Annotated in this window: 15 protein-coding genes and 1 tRNA gene; 2 read left to right on the top strand and 14 right to left on the bottom strand. The window is 49.5% G+C overall.

Going from position 1 to position 16,472, the window contains the following annotated elements; all coding sequences use genetic code 11:
• Nucleotides 1-5 precede the first annotated feature (5 nt).
• Nucleotides 6-284, bottom strand: a complete 279-nt coding sequence (locus tag DRW41_RS13645; RefSeq protein WP_115452558.1) for a DUF1292 domain-containing protein — start codon at nt 282-284, stop codon at nt 6-8.
• 84 nt (nt 285-368) lie between these two features.
• Nucleotides 369-629 (bottom strand): hypothetical protein, encoded by a 261-nt coding sequence (locus DRW41_RS13640; protein ID WP_115452557.1) that lies wholly within the window; start codon nt 627-629, stop codon nt 369-371.
• Between the two features lie 123 nt (nt 630-752).
• Between DRW41_RS13640 and yxiS the strand changes: the two genes are divergently transcribed.
• Together yxiS and DRW41_RS23015 are read left to right on the top strand one after the other, a co-directional pair.
• Entirely contained in the window at nt 753-1,067 is a 315-nt protein-coding gene (gene yxiS, locus DRW41_RS13635; RefSeq protein WP_115452556.1) for a protein YxiS, read from the top strand.
• Between the two features lie 30 nt (nt 1,068-1,097).
• Nucleotides 1,098-1,182 (top strand) — tRNA-Ser (locus tag DRW41_RS23015).
• Nucleotides 1,183-1,246: 64 nt separating this feature from the next.
• Here DRW41_RS23015 and DRW41_RS13630 read toward each other — a convergent pair.
• The 12 genes from DRW41_RS13630 to DRW41_RS13575 form a co-directional block, all read right to left on the bottom strand.
• Nucleotides 1,247-3,178: an endonuclease MutS2 gene (locus DRW41_RS13630; RefSeq protein WP_115452555.1), complete on the bottom strand. Its 1,932-nt coding sequence runs from the start codon at nt 3,176-3,178 to the stop codon at nt 1,247-1,249.
• 450 nt (nt 3,179-3,628) lie between these two features.
• A complete protein-coding gene (locus tag DRW41_RS13625) occupies nt 3,629-4,708 on the bottom strand; it encodes a tartrate dehydrogenase (protein ID WP_115452554.1) in 1,080 nt (359 codons plus the stop codon).
• Nucleotides 4,705-5,703 (bottom strand): hydroxyacid dehydrogenase, encoded by a 999-nt coding sequence (locus tag DRW41_RS13620; protein ID WP_115452553.1) that lies wholly within the window; start codon nt 5,701-5,703, stop codon nt 4,705-4,707. The genes DRW41_RS13625 and DRW41_RS13620 overlap by 4 nt, the downstream gene beginning before the upstream one ends.
• 18 nt (nt 5,704-5,721) lie before the next feature.
• Nucleotides 5,722-6,924: a thiolase family protein gene (locus DRW41_RS13615; RefSeq protein WP_181884546.1), complete on the bottom strand. Its 1,203-nt coding sequence runs from the start codon at nt 6,922-6,924 to the stop codon at nt 5,722-5,724.
• Nucleotides 6,924-8,072, bottom strand: a complete 1,149-nt coding sequence (locus tag DRW41_RS13610; protein WP_115452551.1) for an acyl-CoA dehydrogenase family protein — start codon at nt 8,070-8,072, stop codon at nt 6,924-6,926. The genes DRW41_RS13615 and DRW41_RS13610 overlap by 1 nt, the downstream gene beginning before the upstream one ends.
• Nucleotides 8,073-8,088: 16 nt before the next feature.
• Nucleotides 8,089-8,760 (bottom strand): 3-oxoacid CoA-transferase subunit B, encoded by a 672-nt coding sequence (locus DRW41_RS13605; protein WP_115452550.1) that lies wholly within the window; start codon nt 8,758-8,760, stop codon nt 8,089-8,091.
• Nucleotides 8,744-9,451 carry a CoA transferase subunit A gene (locus tag DRW41_RS13600; RefSeq protein WP_281272311.1) on the bottom strand — a complete coding sequence of 236 codons (708 nt, stop codon included), beginning with the start codon at nt 9,449-9,451 and terminating at the stop codon, nt 8,744-8,746. The genes DRW41_RS13605 and DRW41_RS13600 overlap by 17 nt, the downstream gene beginning before the upstream one ends.
• A 59-nt stretch (nt 9,452-9,510) precedes the next feature.
• A complete protein-coding gene (locus tag DRW41_RS13595) occupies nt 9,511-10,833 on the bottom strand; it encodes a flavin monoamine oxidase family protein (protein ID WP_115452549.1) in 1,323 nt (440 codons plus the stop codon).
• A 313-nt stretch (nt 10,834-11,146) separates the two neighbouring features.
• Complete coding sequence (locus tag DRW41_RS13590; RefSeq protein WP_115452548.1) at nt 11,147-12,628, bottom strand: aldehyde dehydrogenase family protein; 1,482 nt, start codon at nt 12,626-12,628, stop codon at nt 11,147-11,149.
• Between the two features lie 20 nt (nt 12,629-12,648).
• Nucleotides 12,649-13,794 (bottom strand): LL-diaminopimelate aminotransferase, encoded by a 1,146-nt coding sequence (locus tag DRW41_RS13585; protein WP_222928851.1) that lies wholly within the window; start codon nt 13,792-13,794, stop codon nt 12,649-12,651.
• Nucleotides 13,795-13,881: 87 nt separating this feature from the next.
• Nucleotides 13,882-15,243, bottom strand: a complete 1,362-nt coding sequence (gene dsdA, locus DRW41_RS13580; protein WP_281272310.1) for a D-serine ammonia-lyase — start codon at nt 15,241-15,243, stop codon at nt 13,882-13,884.
• Nucleotides 15,244-15,400: 157 nt separating this feature from the next.
• Entirely contained in the window at nt 15,401-16,393 is a 993-nt protein-coding gene (locus tag DRW41_RS13575; RefSeq protein WP_115452545.1) for a zinc-binding dehydrogenase, read from the bottom strand.
• Between the last annotated feature and the right edge of the window lie 79 nt (nt 16,394-16,472).

Raw genomic sequence — 16,472 nt, 5'->3', positions numbered from 1 at the left:
GCTTATCAATCTTCAATTTCTTCCTGATCCATCAATTCCTCGAATGCGCGGGCCACTTTGTCAAACTCTTCATCTGACTGGATGGCGTCCAGGTCGCCTTCTTCATCCACTTTTAAGAAAAAAATATCGATGTCGTCGTCGGTTTCTTCCTGCAGATCCTCAAGAAAGCTGACGGCTGCATACTCAGTCCCTTCAATTTCAAGGATTGCGAGCACCTCAACCTGTGCTTCCTCATTATTTTCATCACTTATTGTAAAAATTTCACCAACTTCAATTTTTTCCATCATGCTTCCCCTCACTTTAAAAGAATACTGTACCATCATTTGTTTTCCCAATGGAGAACAAATTAATCCCTGCAAACATTCAATTCAGGAATCGAATTCCTTTATTTTCGCCAGTTTTTCGACCAGCACCATACACTTTTTTTCGCCGAGACCGAATATATACATGGAATTTTCCTTTTCTACAAGCAGTTTCCTGAAATGAATTTCGCCTTCAATGTTATTCTCTTTTACCAGCTCTGTCAATTTATGATAAATTTGTTCCTTATTCGGTTCAATGGTTGAAGCAATCTTGATAGGCATCGGCATTCCCGGAATTTTATAGGTCACTAGAATCACTGTATCCAAATGGCTTCACTCCTTACATGGACAATTCGACGTTCCGTGGATTTTCCCTGCACGGGATGAAAAACTTTTTCGTCGCGCCGAATTTGTTTATACTTAAGTAAAAACGATTATTGGAGACTCGTTATGGATAAAAAAGACCTTCAGGAACAGATCATCCAGAACTATCAGGCTGATGAAAAGATGATGATCCTTATTTTTGCCCAATGGTGCGTCAATAATGGGCTGGATCCGGAAGAACTATATTTGAGGGCCTACCCGGGACAGAAAGGAAACCATGCTTTAAGGGAAGCCCTCGAGCTCACTGTTTCAAAAGAGGAAGCCGGTGACGTGCCGGACAGTACCGTTCTTGGCGCGTTGTCCCTGTTCGGAAATGATGACCTCGCATTCATTGTATCCGAAGAAATCGCCGGACGGAAGAAAAAAGGTACCGCCGAATAACTCCAGTCCAATTGGACAAACTAGATTGGAAAGCCTGTAGCTCAACGGCAGAGCAGCCGCGGCCTGAATTGGCAGGCTGATGCGCATCTAGCGGGTTCAATTCCCGCCAGGCTTTTTGGTAAAACTCCACACCTAAATTAGGTAAGTCATGCCATGAAAACCGGCATGCCTTTTCACATTTAATCCTCGTATTCAATTGTTATGCCTGAATCATGCCGTTTCGAGAGGATTTTATCCCCTTTCCTGTATTCCTTCGATTTAAATACAATATCGAAATCATAATCTGCTGGATAGAGTTCGCTAGCTGCAATTTTTAATTCCAGGCGCTTATGGTTGTATTTCTTTTTTTCCCCTTTCACCTGGACGATGTAATTCCCCAGCTCATCGGGGCCTTTATAGACAATTCCATAGTCGTTCCCCGGAGATATTACAACATTGTCCCCCATGTTAAAAGAAGCAACTGCCTGCGCCGCTACGTGCCTTTCATTCTTCACTCTTTGCTGGTGCCGGTTCACGATGATTTGCCGCTCCATCTCGATTAGACGCCGATTGACTGTTACTAAATCGGAATAATCTTTTTCTTCCCTATAGGTGATACGGTGCGCCCTCTTAATCAGTTCAGGATGCATCCCAAGCTTCAGCGCGATCGCAAACGCCTGGCTTTTACCCCCTTTGCCGATGGTCAGCCTGTAAGTTGGCTGAAGCGTATCAAGGTCAAATTCCATTGAGCCGTTGATAAAACCGTCATGCTGATTGGCAAAATCCTTAATTTCGCTGTAATGAGTGGTTGCCAGCAAGGTGGCGCCTTTTGCGTAAAGCTGCTCAAGAATGGCGGAAGCAAGCCCCATTCCTTCTCCCGGATCCGTTCCGGAGCCAAGTTCATCAAGAAGGACGAGGGTGCGGTCATTTGTTTCTTTCAGGATTTCAATAATGTTTACAATTCTTGAACTGAATGTGCTCAAGTTATCCAAAATGCTTTGACCGTCGCCTATATCAACGAGGATTTTCTGATAGACCGCGATTTCACTTCCGTCTGATACCGGGATAAAAAGCCCCGATTGAACCATCAACGCCAATAGGCCGACTGTTTTAATCGTAACTGTTTTCCCTCCCGTATTCGGTCCGGTAATCACGAGCGCGTTTTCCGGCTTGCCAAGCGCTACCGTTAGCGGGACAGCCTTGCTGCCGATCAGCGGATGCCTGACGTCTTTAAGGTTAATAACATGCGATTCATTGACCAAAACCTTTTTGCCGTTAATAGCACGAGCGTATTTCGCCTTTGCGAACAGGAAATCGTAATGGACCATCGTTTCAACGGCGAGACGGATTTGCTGTTCGTTCGCTTCCACAAGCCCGGTCAAATAGGAAAGGATTTTCTGGACCTCGGCTTCCTCGTCGGACCTCAGCCATAATAGCTGTTCGGAGAAAGCGGCAATCTCTTCTGGTTCGATGAACAGTGTCGACCCGGAAGCAGATGTATCAAGCACCGCCCCTTTAACCTTTGCACGGTATTCCTTTTTTACCGAAATGACATACCGCCCCTCGCGCTGGCTGATTATATGGTCCTGCAGATACGTTTTGTATTTCGATGAACGGACCATTTGCTGTACCTTTTCCTTGAGCCGTTCCTCCTGGATGGCGAGCTGCTTCCGGATTTTTAAAAGTTCTTTGCTCGCATAGTCATCAACAGCGCCATGCCTGATGCAGCGGATGATTTCTTCCGCCAGCGAGGGCAGCTCATCCACTGCATAAATATAGCTGGATACCCTCGGGGCGACAAATTCCTTATCTTTCATAAACCGCTTCATTTTTCCGCAGCAATCAAGAAAATCATAAAGCCTGCTGAATTGGTCGGGCCTTAGCGCCACTCCTTTATTCAGCCCTTCCAGCAAGGAGCCGATTCCCTCAAGTCCGTGTACGGGAACACTCGTGCTGATCGCCATAATTTGCTCCGCTTCCGTAAGTTCGTCGAGTAGCGCCCTGATTTGTTTAAGATTTGTTGAAGGGACCAGGCTGGCAATCCTTGATTTTCCCGCACCTGTCAATGCATAGGCTGCGAGTTCCTCCTTGATTTTACAAAAGTCCAATGTGGTAAATGTGTGATCGTTCATTAATTTTCCTCCTAAATAAAAATAGCCGCGTTGAACAATGTCAACGCGGCTCCGCAATGAAGCAGATCTGTTCCGCTTCCTCATCCCTTTTGGCAAAAGCCCTTATAACTCCCAATAGAAACCCGGTCGGAGGGTAGTTATAGTGTTAAAAAAGAGCTTTGCCAAACCAAAATAAATAGCTGTGCACAAAGGTACACAGCTACAACGGTTAAAGGATTGTATGCTTGTATGGCCATTGTTCTTAACTTTCATTCCAGGCCACAGCTAAATAAGCTTTCCCAAAACATTCATTTTGAAGGAAAACATCGGCCAGAATGAGTGTATCCAATTGATTGGATTAGTTAAGAACGGCTCCCGACATAAAACATACTCCCTTAAAAGGCTATATTGGTTTTCATTGCAATCTTATCATAGGGAAATCGGCAAAGTAAAGCAGCATCAGCGGAAATTTTAGCCTTTCCCGAGAATTTTCCGGCAAACTTCATCCCCGAATTCCCATGTGGATGCCTTGCCTCCAAGGTCCGGAGTTAAAGCCGCGCCTTCTTCCAAAACCTGCTGGAGTGATTCCATCAAGACAGCCGCCAGCTCGTATTCACCAAGATGGTCAAGCATCATGCCGGCGCACCAAATGGCGGCAGTCGGATTTGCAATCCCCTTTCCAGCAATATCCGGAGCCGATCCGTGGACGGGTTCGAACATGGAAGGGAAATTTTTCTCAGGATTGATATTCGCGGAAGGCGCGATGCCGAGTCCGCCGACTATCGCTGCTCCAAGGTCTGTAAGAATGTCTCCAAACAGATTAGAGGCGACAACTACATCGAACGATTCCGGTTTTGTTACAAAAAATGCTGCGAGCGCGTCGATATGGGTAATTTCCGTTGCTACATCCGGATACTCGCTGTTTATTTTCCTGACGTACTCATCCCAAAATGGCATTGTATGGTTAATGCCGTTTGATTTTGTTGCCGCCGTCAGCTTTTTCCTTTTTCCCTTGCTGCTTGCAAGTGAAAAGGCATAGCGCAATACCCGTTCGACCCCATGCCTTGTAAAAACAGCACTCTGGATGGCCATGTCCATCTCGGTCCCTTCATACATACGCCCGCCAATACTCGAGTATTCTCCTTCATTATTTTCCCTGATTACGATAAAATCAAGGTCTTCCAGGCCCTTCCCAGCCAATGGCGGCTTTATCCCCCTTAAAAGCTTTACTGGGCGAAGGTTGATATACTGCTGGAATTGGCGACGGATCGGAAGGAGCAGCCCCCATAGGGAAACATGATCCGGAACGCCAGGATAACCAACTGCTCCAAGGTAGATTGAATCATGTCCCTTCAACTGATCTAGCCCATTTTCCGGCATCATCACGCCGTTATTCATGTAATACTCGCAGCTCCAATCAAACTCTTGATAGCCGATTTTTAGCCCTCCATCAAGGCTGGATAGCGCATCCAGTACTTTTCTTCCTTCCCCGAGGACGTCCACTCCGATTCCGTCACCCGGAATAAACGCGATTGAATAATGCCTGGTCATTTTGTATCCCCATTTCGTTTAAATACTTCGGGGTTCCCGACATAGTCTGGTTTTTCTCCCTTCACAGCCTTGAGGATATTTTTCGCAACTGTAGTTGACATAATATAATTACATTCAACAGTCGTCCCGCCGATATGCGGGGTGGCAATTATATTTGGAAGCGACAAAATTGGATCATCCGGCTCAGGAGGCTCCGGGGCAAATACATCAAGCCCCGCACCCGCTATTCTTTTGTCCTTCAATGCTTCATAAAGTGCGGCCTGGTCCACAACCCCTCCCCTTGCCGTGTTAATCAGGTACGCTGTCGGTTTCATTAACGCCAGCAGTTGGCTGTCAACTAGGCCCCTCGTCTGGTGTGTTAATGGAATATGGAGTGAAACAAAGTCGGAATTGCTGAAAAGAGACTCCAATTCCTCGGTGATTGTTACTCCCCATTCTTTGGCAATACCGTGTTTTTTTTCATCGTATTTACGGACCCAGGCAGTAACATCCAAGCCCAATCCTAGTTTCAGGCGCTTGGCGGTTTCTTTCGCGATGCTGCCAAAACCTACGATTCCAGCTGTTTTGCCTTGAAGTTCATATGTTTTAATACGAGTCCTTGATGCGTATTTTCCCTGGCTCATTTCCGCTTGGAACGGAATTAGGCTTTTCCCTAGCGCCATGATCAGCATAACAGCATGCTCGGCCGTCGAAACGGCATTGACGGATGGCGCGTGAAGGACGAGAATCCCTTTTGAAGTCGCATGCGCAACATCGATATTATCAAGACCGACTCCCGCTCCGGAAATGGCCTTTAGCTTAGGGGCCGCATCGATTATGTCCCTCGTAATCCTGGCCGGGGCGCGCAGTACAATTCCGTCCACCTCTGCGGCCAATTGGCAAAGGGTTTCCGTTTCAATGTTGTCTGTCCTAATCACATCGGCACCTTCAAGAAGTATTTTTTCCCCTTCAGGATGGTACATGGACAGGATTTGCAGGATTTTAGGTTTCTTCATGCTACAGCCCCTCTTCTATCAAATTCGTAAATTTTCAACAATCATGGTCAACCCTTGCCCGCCGCCAATACACAGGGTGACAAGCCCATATCGCTTCCCGCTCCGCTCAAGCTCGTGAAGGAGTTTGACCATCAAAACCGCGCCAGTCGCCCCGATTGGATGGCCAAGCGCGATGGCGCCGCCATTGACATTTACACGCCTAGGATCCATTCCCAGCTCTTTTATCACGGCAAGAGCCTGTGCGGCAAACGCTTCATTCAATTCTATTAAATCAATTTCGCCCAGCTTGAGTCCAGCCTGATTCAAAGCTTTAATTGTTGAAGGTACGGGTCCGATTCCCATAATCTCCGGCGGCACCCCCGCGGAAGCATAGCCGATGATTTTTGCTCGGGGCTTCAGACCGGATGCGGCCGCGGCTTTTTCGTCCATTATGAGCAGGGCGGCTGCGCCGTCATTCCTTCCGCTTGCATTTCCCGCTGTCACAGTCCCGCCGGCTTTGAATACCGGCTTTAGCTGTCCTAATTTATCGAAGGAAGTAGCTCTTGGATGCTCATCTTTTTCGAAAAAGAAGTCTCCTTTCTTAGATGGCACCTTTAACGGCATGATTTCTTTTGAGAATTTTCCTGCCGCAATCGCCGCCGCAGCTTTATCCTGGCTGGCAAGCGCGAATGCATCCTGTTCTTCCCTTGAAATCCCGTATTTTTCGGCGAGATTTTCCGCCGTCATGCCCATTGTCAAGTGCCCATACACTTCAATTGGCTGGGCCCTTGGCTGGCTTTCCGTATTCGGGTCGAGAAGTTCGCCGTTTCCCGCGCCGTAGCCATATCGGGCATTTCTAAGATAATAGGGCGCCGTGCTCATGCTTTCCGCCCCGCCGGCCACTACCACCGTGCTGTCCCCGCAAACGATTTGCTGCGCGGCGTTCACTATTGCCTGCAAACCGGATGCGCACTGGCGATGTACGGTATATCCCGGTACTTCAACCGGCAGACCTGCTTTTAACAAAGCAATCCTGGCCAAATTCGGTGTATCCGAGCTTTGTTTCGCGTGGCCCCAGATAACTTCTTCCACTAAGCCATGGTGGGCGCCTGTCCTCGCCAAAAGTTCCCGGATGACTGCTTCGGAAAGGCTGTCCGCTTCCACTTCCTTCAACGTTCCTCCCATTCGGCCAATGGCCGTCCGGACCCCGTCAACAATGACCGCCTGCCTCCGTTCCACCATCATTTCAATCCCCTTTTCAATTCAGCCGCGATAATATTCTTCTGTATCTGGCTTGTACCTTCATATATTTTCGTAATCCGTGCATCCCGGTAAAACCGTTCTATCGGATAATCCTTCATGTAGCCAATACCGCCGTGTATCTGTACGGCAAGGTCGGCTACACGGTTATACACTTCGGAACCATACAGCTTGGCGATGGCGGCTTCCTTCACAACCCGCATTTTCCGGTCGCTCATCCAGGCGACACGATAGGTGATTGAGCGGAGCACTTCGATTTCGGCTGCCATTTCGGCAAGCATGTGCTGGACAGCCTGCTGCTCGAAAATCGGCTTGCCGAACTGCTCCCTTTTCATTGCGTAATCAAGGCTCATTTCAAGTAGCTTTTCACATGAGCCAAGGTTCCGGGCCGCCAGCCCTGCGCGGCCATTCGCAAGAATTTTCAGCGCGTTGACATAGCCCTTATTTTCCTCGCCAAGGACGTTTTCCGCCGGCACCTCCAAATCCTCAAAAAATAATTCGGCAGAATGGGAGCCCCTGAGCCCCATTTTTCTTTCAACCGTACCCAGAACAAAACCAGGAAAGGACTTTTCCACGATAAATGAAGTGATTCCTTTTGCTCCTTTCTCCGGATCAGTTACGGCCATTACGGTAAATACATGGCCACAGACAGCATTCGTTATATAATGCTTCGAACCATTCAAAATATAGCGGTCGCCTTTTCTGACAGCCTTCGTTTTCAACGCCGTTGCATTGGATCCCGCTCCTGGTTCCGTCAGTGCAAAAGCCCCAACCCATTCCCCGCTTGCCATTTTGGGGAGATACTTCTCTTTTTGTTCATTTGTCCCGAGCTCGACAATTCCGACCGATCCGATTCCTGTATGGGCGCCAATCAGTGTAGTAAAGCCGTTATGCGTCTTTCCTAGTTCCTCGTAAATTGCGCATTTTCCAACCATATCAAGGCCAAGTCCGCCGAATTCCTCGGGTATCCCCAACCCGAATAGACCCATTTCCCTCGACATCCTGACAATATGATCAGGAATTTCATCGTTTTCCTCTATTTCCATCGCCACTTTTTCGACTTCCCGCTCCACAAACTCCCGTACCGCGGATCGGAGCAGTTCAATATCCTCTGAAAAAGAGAAATCCATCCGTTTCCCCCCCTTTTTAATTTCCGTCATGCCAGGTTTTCAGCGCCGTTGATACGTGAAATCGGGCATCGGTAACCGCTCTAAGTTCATCAATTGTCGTTCCTTCCGCAAGTTCCTCAAGCAGCATGCTTTCCCCGTTAATTGAAAAAACCGCGAGCTCAGTAACGACAAGCTTCGCGCACTGGATGCCGGTAGTTGGGTAAGCCAATTCCCTGACAAGCTTCGGGGAGCCGTCTTTTGCCGTATGTGTCATAGCGGCTATAATTTTTTTCGCTCCGGGGACAAGGTCCATCGCTCCGCCGACCCCAAGAATATCGGTCCCGGGAACTGCCCAGTTCGCAATTTCACCTTTTTCGCTTATCTGAAGCGCGCCAAGAACAACAACATCGATGTGCCCGCCGCGAATCATCCCGAACGAGTCGCTGCTCGAAAAGATTGCCGCACCCGGTTCCAGAGTTACAGGGTGCTTGCTGGCGCTTATGCAATCCATGTCCAGTTCCTCCGGCGGAGGAGGCGGCCCCATGCCGAGCATACCGTTTTCGGAATGCAGGAAAACGCCATTGCCCTGCTGAAGGAACTCAGGAATGAGCGTAGGGATGCCGACGCCAAGGTTCACGACCATACCCGGTTTCAGTTCCTCGGCGATCCGGCTGGCAATCCGCTTTTTAGGATCAAGTGTTTTTGACATACACGCCACCTTCCTTCCAATAGCGGCTAATGACAAGGTAATCTACGAAATTATGTGGAGTTACCACCTGTTCGGGATCGAATGAACCCGCGGGTACTATTTCATCCACCTCGGCAATTACGACATCGGCCGCAGTCGCCATCGCCGGATTAAAATTGCGGGCCGATTTTGAGTAGATGAGGTTGCCAAGGGCGTCCGCCTTCGCTGCCTTTATCAGCGCTGCCTTTGCCCTGATCGCTTCAATAAGAATATTTCTTTCACTATTAAAAATCCGTTCTTCCCTGCCTTTTGCCAGCTCGGTCCCGACGCCGGTTTTCACATAAAAGGCTGCGATCCCCGCTCCTCCCGCCCGGATTGCCTCGACGAAGGTTCCTTGGGGGTATAGTTCGATCTCGAGAGTTCCACGCTTCCATGCCTTTACAGCGTCGCGGTTGGACGTGAAATAGGAGCCGACAGCCTTTTTGATTTGCCCCGATAGAAGGAGAAGCCCCAGCCCTTTTCCCGGCTCCCCCAGATTGTTGCTTATGATTGTCAAGTTCCTTATCGCAGGCTGCTCAATAATTGCGTCGATCAATGTAAAAGGCGTACCGCACAGACCGAAGCCGCCAACCATCACCGAGTCGCCATCCCGTAAAAGGCCAACAGCTTCTTCAGGCGACAACAATTTTTCTGAATGAGCCAAAATCCCCAATCCAATGCCTCCTTCCCTGTCAAAAAAAGCGCCCCCGCCGCGAGGGCACTTCTAATTTTTCATTCCTTTTTGGCTTTTTGCCCGCGAAGGAAACCGTCAACTTTCCTAGCGGCTGTAATACCCGATTCGATTGCCCCGTCCATGAAACTCGCCCAGCCTTTGGCAAATGTCGTCCCGGCGAGGAAAATGGAATTTTCGGGAGTGTTCCAATCCTCGAAATACCTCATCAGCTGGTTCGGCTTCAGCATCGGCCATGCTTCTTTTGAAAAATCGTCATTCACCCAGTCATGACCTGTACATTCAATTACCTTCACATTCGGCAGCCAATGCCTAAGCGCATTTTCAACCCTTTCCCTGTCGTTTGGGTCGAGCCAGTCCGCTCTCGAGCCAAAGCCGACGACTATGCTGTCATTTCCCGCGTACCGATCCAAGTGGACGGAATTGAGCGGAAAATTCCCTGGGGCGAGTGCATCAAATGGTTCAAGGCGTCCTTCAATCCTTGCCCATACCTTTATTCCTCTGGATGTCTGGCCTTCATTCGAAGCGGCCATCTTCAAATCGGAAAGCTGCGGCGAGAAATCAATTTCCTTAAGGACGGTCATGGGTACCGAAACGATGGCGGCTCTGCAGTTATACTTCGTTCCATTAATCGCCGTAACTATGGCGCCGCTTTCATCGTGTTCTATTTTTGCAGCCGGCGTTGAAAGCTTAATTTCGGCATCTGAATCCCGCGCGATCGCATCAATCAACGCCTTCGTGCCGTCCTTCAGCCTGTAAGTTGAAATCATTTCACTATGGGTTCCCCAGTTTCCCTGTGAAAAGACCCACCAGCGGAAAATCTGGCTAGCGGCCCCTTCTCCGGGAGGCCCGCAAAAATCGGAAGCTACCCAGCCATGGAGGATATCGTATTCTTCTTCCGTCAGCCCGTAATCCTGCAAAAACTGCTCCGCTGAAATTTTATCGATTTCCTTGATCAGCGGGGAATGCAGCGGCTGATATGGCAAAGGGAGATATTTCAGGCTTTCACTCATCAATTTTCCGGCTGTATCCCTAATTTTTTTCCTGTATTCTTCAACTGTGGAACAGCGGGCTTTTCCGCCGGATATCCAATATACTTTTTTGGGCTTCGGCCCTGAGACAGTCTCAAGCCCGTACCGGGTTATTTCCGACCACACATGAGGCTGATGCCAATGGACATACGTACCGCCCATTTCCAGGTCGGATTCAAGGCGCCTGTCGACCCATGTCCTGCCGCCAAGCCTGTCGCGCGCCTCCAGGACGAGCACTTTATACCCCAGCAGTCGCAATTCCCTGGCCGCAGTCAATCCGGAAAATCCTCCACCGATAATAACCGTGTCGTAGTCCTGTTTCACTTCTTGCATGCGACTCCCCCTTGCCCATTCAAACTTCCTGCCTACTTCAATGTATGATTAATGGGAGGGCTTAAGTAGCAAACAGCGGAAAATTCTTCGCATTGGTGATTGTCCACCGGAAATTTTTCCAGTCTATTAACCGAGCGAAAGGATATCGAAAAATTTTGGGGCATTATCGAAAATTTTTCCGATTTATCGCCAACTTATTGCGATTTATCCCCCACTTTTGACCGGTTATCGAAAACTGTCAAATTTCCGCCACAAATACATCCTCTTTTTGGATGCAAAAAAGCCCACATCACAGTGGGCTTCCAACCAACCATCATTTATTATCAATTTGGGCGCGCTGCAGCGTCCCGCTGAAGTCAACGTACACAGACTTCCACTCTGTATACACATCGAGCGCGGCCACCCCCGAATCCCGATGGCCATTACCGGTCCCCTTCGTGCCGCCGAACGGTAGATGGATTTCCGCGCCGGTCGTCCCGGCATTCACATAGACGATTCCCGTATCAAAATCACGCATCGCCGTAAATACCTTATTTACGTCCTTTGTAAAAATGGAGCTGGACAACCCAAATTCAACACTGTTGTTCACTTCTACAGCTTCTTCAAAGCTCCCGACCGGAATGATCGAGGTGACTGGACCGAAGATCTCCTCCCGCGCAATCGCCATTTCAGGGGAAACATCCGTAAACAATGTCGGAGCGTAGTAGTGCCCTCCTGAAAGATTGCCTTCAGAAAGAATCTCACCGCCGCACAAAAGTTTCGCACCCTCATCAATCCCTTTTTGCACATAGCCGTGGATGCGTTCAAGCGAACCTTTGTTAATGACTGGCCCGACATCGACCGTTTCATCAAGTCCATTACCCATTTTGAGTGCCTTCACCCTTGCGAGCAGCTTCTCCTCAAGTTCTTCCTTAACCGCCTTGTGGACGATGATGCGGCTGCAGGCGGTGCATCTTTGCCCGGCAGTCCCGAACGCGCTCCATACAATCCCGTCAACTGCGAGATCAATGTCGGCGTCCTCAAGCACAGTCACCGCGTTTTTCCCGCCCATTTCAAGCGACGTCCGCTTCAAAAGGCTCCCTGCAAGGCCGTTGATCGCCTTGCCGACTTCATTCGAGCCTGTAAATGAAATGATATCCACTTCCGGATGCTCGACCAGCGCGTTCCCAACAGCCGCGCCGCTTCCGAAAACAACATTCAACAGTCCCTTCGGCAAGCCCGCTTCTTCATATACCTTTGCAAACTCCGCGGCCATGAACGGCGTTTCCGTCGCCGGTTTCCAGACTACCGCGTTACCGGCCACAAGCGCCGGCAGCGATTTCCATGACGCAATCGCAATCGGGAAATTCCAAGGGGTAATCAACCCGGCAATCCCGACCGGCACGCGGACACTCATCGCGAATTTATTCCTAAGCTCTGACGGGACTGTGTCGCCGAACAGGCGCCGCCCCTCGCCCGCCATATAATATGCCATATCGATTGCTTCCTGGACCTCGCCCCTTGCTTCTGCAATCACCTTTCCCATTTCGCTTGTTAAAATTTGAGCCAGATGCTCCTTTTTTTCTTTTAAAATCCGGGCAACCTCATATAATATTTCAGCCCTTTCCGGCGCGGGGACGAGCCGCCATTCCTTCTGCGCTCGTTTTGCCGCAGCAACCGCGCGGTCAACATCTTCCCTTCCGGACTGGGCGGCCTCCCCAAAGACCTCCCCGGTAGCCGGATTGATATTTTGTGTATAACAACATGTCAATGGCGGCACCCATTCACCGTTTATATAATTATCATAACGTAGCATTCTCCGAACCTCCGTCATTTTCAAATCTTGATTTTCTTTTTAATCCGGCCAATCGCTTCATCCAGCCTCTCATTCGGCACCGAAAGGGAGATACGGAAATAACCTTCCCCCGATGGCCCGAACGCGCTTCCGGGTGTAACGATGACCCCAGCCTGCTCGAGGACCGCTTCCACGAATCCCGCCGACGTAAACCCGGCCGGCACAGGCGCCCAAATAAAAAATGTTGCTTTCGGCTGATCAACCTCTATCCCGATTTCCCTGAGCGCGCCAACCATACCTTTCATTCTCGCAAAATAAATATCATTATACTTATCAACACATGCCTGGTCTGACAGAAGCGCATGTGCTCCCGCCAATTGGATAGGGGTAAATACCCCAGTGTCCGTATTGCTTTTAAAAACGGACAACGCCCTGATGGCTTCCCTGTTCCCGACAACGTAGCCAATACGCCACCCGGTCATGCAGTACGTTTTCGAAAGCGTCCCAAATTCGACCGCTACTTCCTTCGCCCCGTTTGCTTCAAGAATGCTTGGGGGTTTGAAGCCGCGGAATGCCACCTTATTGTATGCCGAATCATGGGCGATAAGGATGCCCTTATCTTTAGCAAAATCGACCGCCTTTTGAAAAAAATCCCCATCCGCGACCGCCGCCGTCGGATTGCCGGGATAATTCAGGAACATGAGGCGCGCTTTTTCAAGGACCTCCTCGGGAATTTCTTTAAAGTCCGGCAAAAAACCATTTTCTTTCACCATCGGCATGTCGTGGTACATCCCGCCTGCCAAAAGGGCAGCCATCCTGTACGGAGGGTAGCACGGGTCCGGGACGAGCACGTACTCGCCGGGGTCGATCATCGCCGGGGCAAGGTGGGCAAGTCCTTCCTTTGAGCCGATTAGCGCGAGTACCTCGGTTTCCGGATCCAAATCGATGGCATATTCCCGCCTGTAAAATTCGGCAACAGCCCTCCTGAACTCAGGGTGGCCCGAAAAATTGGGATACCTAAGGTTCTCTGGCTTCCTAGCTTCTTCAACGAGCTTTTCAACAATATGCTCCGGAGTCGGCAAATCAGGGTCGCCGATTCCGAGGTCTATCACATCGATTCCCGACTTGATCATCGCAGCCTTCTTCTTCCCAAGTTCCGCGAACATATAAGGCGGAATCCGGTCCATCCTGGCAGATTGGTAGCGCAAAAGCGTTTCCCCCTTTTCAATAGGTGTCCCTAAAGAAAAAGTATGGGAAAAACAGTCGAGTATGCTTTAATTTTTGAGCAAATAGCCTTTTCTTTCGTTTTCAGGCACCATGCTGCCGCCCGTCGCCCAGACGATATGGATAGCGTTGTCCATTTTTCCCATTAGCCCATTGTTTTGTAAAAATGCACGGCCTTCCTCCGTCTGCATCAGCTTCACTGGCCCAACCGCGCCCGCGGCGGCTGAAGGCTCGACAAATATCCCTTCCGTTTCCCACATGCCGCTAAGCATCCTGAATAGCTCCCTATCCTTGACTGTAAAAATTCCGGCCAAAAGGGGCTCTATTGTCCTGCTTACAAACCCGGATGCCCTTCCGACAGCCAGGCCATCCGCGGCGGTCCGGTTTTCGAGGCCGAAATCATTCACGCTCACCTCATCGTGAAGGCCAGTAGCAAGGCTTACGAGCATGCAAGGGGATTGGATTGGTTCCGCAAAAAAGCAATGGACATCATTTTTGAAAATCTCCTTCAGTCCATAAGCGATTCCCCCTGGCCCGCCGCCGACTCCGCAAGGCAAGTAAACGAACAATGGATGATCGCTGTCCACCTTTATTCCCTTTTCCTTGAACTGCCTTTTCAACCTTTCGGCGGCGACTGCGTACCCGAAAAAAAGGTTCCTTGAATTCTCATCATCTATGAAATAGCATGATGGATCGCTTTCGGCCTGCTTCCTTCCCTGTTCAACGGCGGCGGAATAATCCGACTCATATTCAACGACCTCGACCCCTAAGGAGCGCAGCTTGGTTTTTTTCCACTCTTTTGCATCCGCCGACCTATGCACCGTTACCTTGAAGCCAAGCTTGGATCCAATCAGGCCAATGCTTAAGCCGAGATTTCCGGTTGACCCGACGGCGATAGAATAATTGGAAAAAAAGTTCCGGAATGCCTGGTCCCGTAATACAGAATAATCATCCCCTGGATTAATCAAACGGTGTTCAAATGCCAAATCCTCCGCATGTTTCAGCACTTCGTAAATCCCGCCCCGGGCTTTTATCGAACCCGAAATCGGCAAATCGTTATCGCATTTCAAAAACAGCGAGCCACCGATTTCCCCGCCGTGCCATTCACCAAGCTTCTCCTTGAAATATTTTATTTCTACAAGTGGTGATTCTATCATTCCGCCAGCTTCCCTAGTTTCAGGGTAAGCTTCCTGGAGAAAAGATGCGAAACGGCCTAACCGGTCCGATGCCTCTTTAATTTGATCTCCCATCCCAAGCGGTTCGCTTTGCAGCCGCGCATAACCCGGATTTGTCCAGAAAACCTCTTCCTCTTTAATTATCCCGCCTAAAACAGGAATTTTCCTTATCCACTCAGCGATTGATTTTCCGCGAACCATTCTATCCATCATCCCCCGGCTCTCCTTGTCATTCATTTAGTTCCAAATGCCTTAAAGTCGCTTCAATTTCCTCCCGCCTTCAAGGTTATTTCAATAGTAGCAGTTTTCTCAGAGACTATAAAAAATTTGATGTTTACCAAAACAAATCGTAAAAAAGAAGCCCTTCCAGAAAAGGACTTCCAATACTGTATAATCATTCGATAATAAACCCGATTTTGCCAAGCTGTTCTGCTTTTTCAATCCTGTCAAACGCTTCCTTGTACTCTTCCAGCGCGAACATCCGGTCAATGACTGGCCTGACGCCATGCCTTTCAATAAACTTGAGCATTTCCCCAAGCTCTTCGCCGCTTCCAAGGGTCGAGCCAAGCAAATTGTACTGGCCATAAAAGAATGACCGCAAATTAAAATCGACCACATCACCTGCGGAAGCGCCGAACGTTACGATTGTCCCCCCCGGCCTTAACTGGCTTAGCGATTTGTTAAAGGTAGCAGCCCCAACCGATTCTATGACGACATCCATTTTTTCACCACCAAGCTCTTCAGCCCAATCATTATCACTGTTGAAAGCTTTGTCCGCGCCTAAATCGAGGGCACTTTTGCACTTCTCCTCTGAACGTGACGTGACATAAACAGTTGCGCCGGCCGCTTTTGCCATTTGGAGCATCAGCGTTGCCACACCGCCGCCGATTCCCGGGATAAGAATCTTCATCCCTTCACCGATCTTCGCCCTCGTAAACAGGACGCGGTAAGCGGTAAGGCCCGCAACAGCAACAACGCCAGCTTCCTCCCAAGTTAAAAATGAAGGTTTCGGCAATGCGTTTTCCGCGGGAATGACTATGTATTCACCGAATGTCCCTTGGAAAGGATGACCAATGATATCAAACCCTGGTGGCGGTGCGTCGCTTTTTTCTTTCCAGCCGACACCCGGATTGATGATGACTTCATCCCCAGCCTTAACTCCAGCCACGCCTTCCCCGATTGCATCAATTACCCCGGCTCCATCCGATCCCATGACAAGCGGCGGCTCCGTTTCCTTATGGCGCTCTAGGATAATCAGTTCCCTATGGTTGAGCCCGGCTATTTTTAGTTTGACCCTGACCTCTCCCGCTCCCGGCTCGGGCTTCTCAAAATCCCGGTACGCCAAACCTTCCATTCCAGTTTTTCCGGCATGTACTAATGCTTTCATTTTCTCCACCCCACTCTTTAATTTCTCATCTTCTATTTTGGGACAATAGCATGAAAATTGCATGTTTTTACTCTCGGCA

The organism is Neobacillus piezotolerans, assembly GCF_003362805.1.
Classification (GTDB): Bacteria; Bacillota; Bacilli; order Bacillales; family Cytobacillaceae; genus Bacillus_D; species Bacillus_D piezotolerans.
This window is presented reverse-complemented; position numbering and strand designations above follow the sequence as displayed.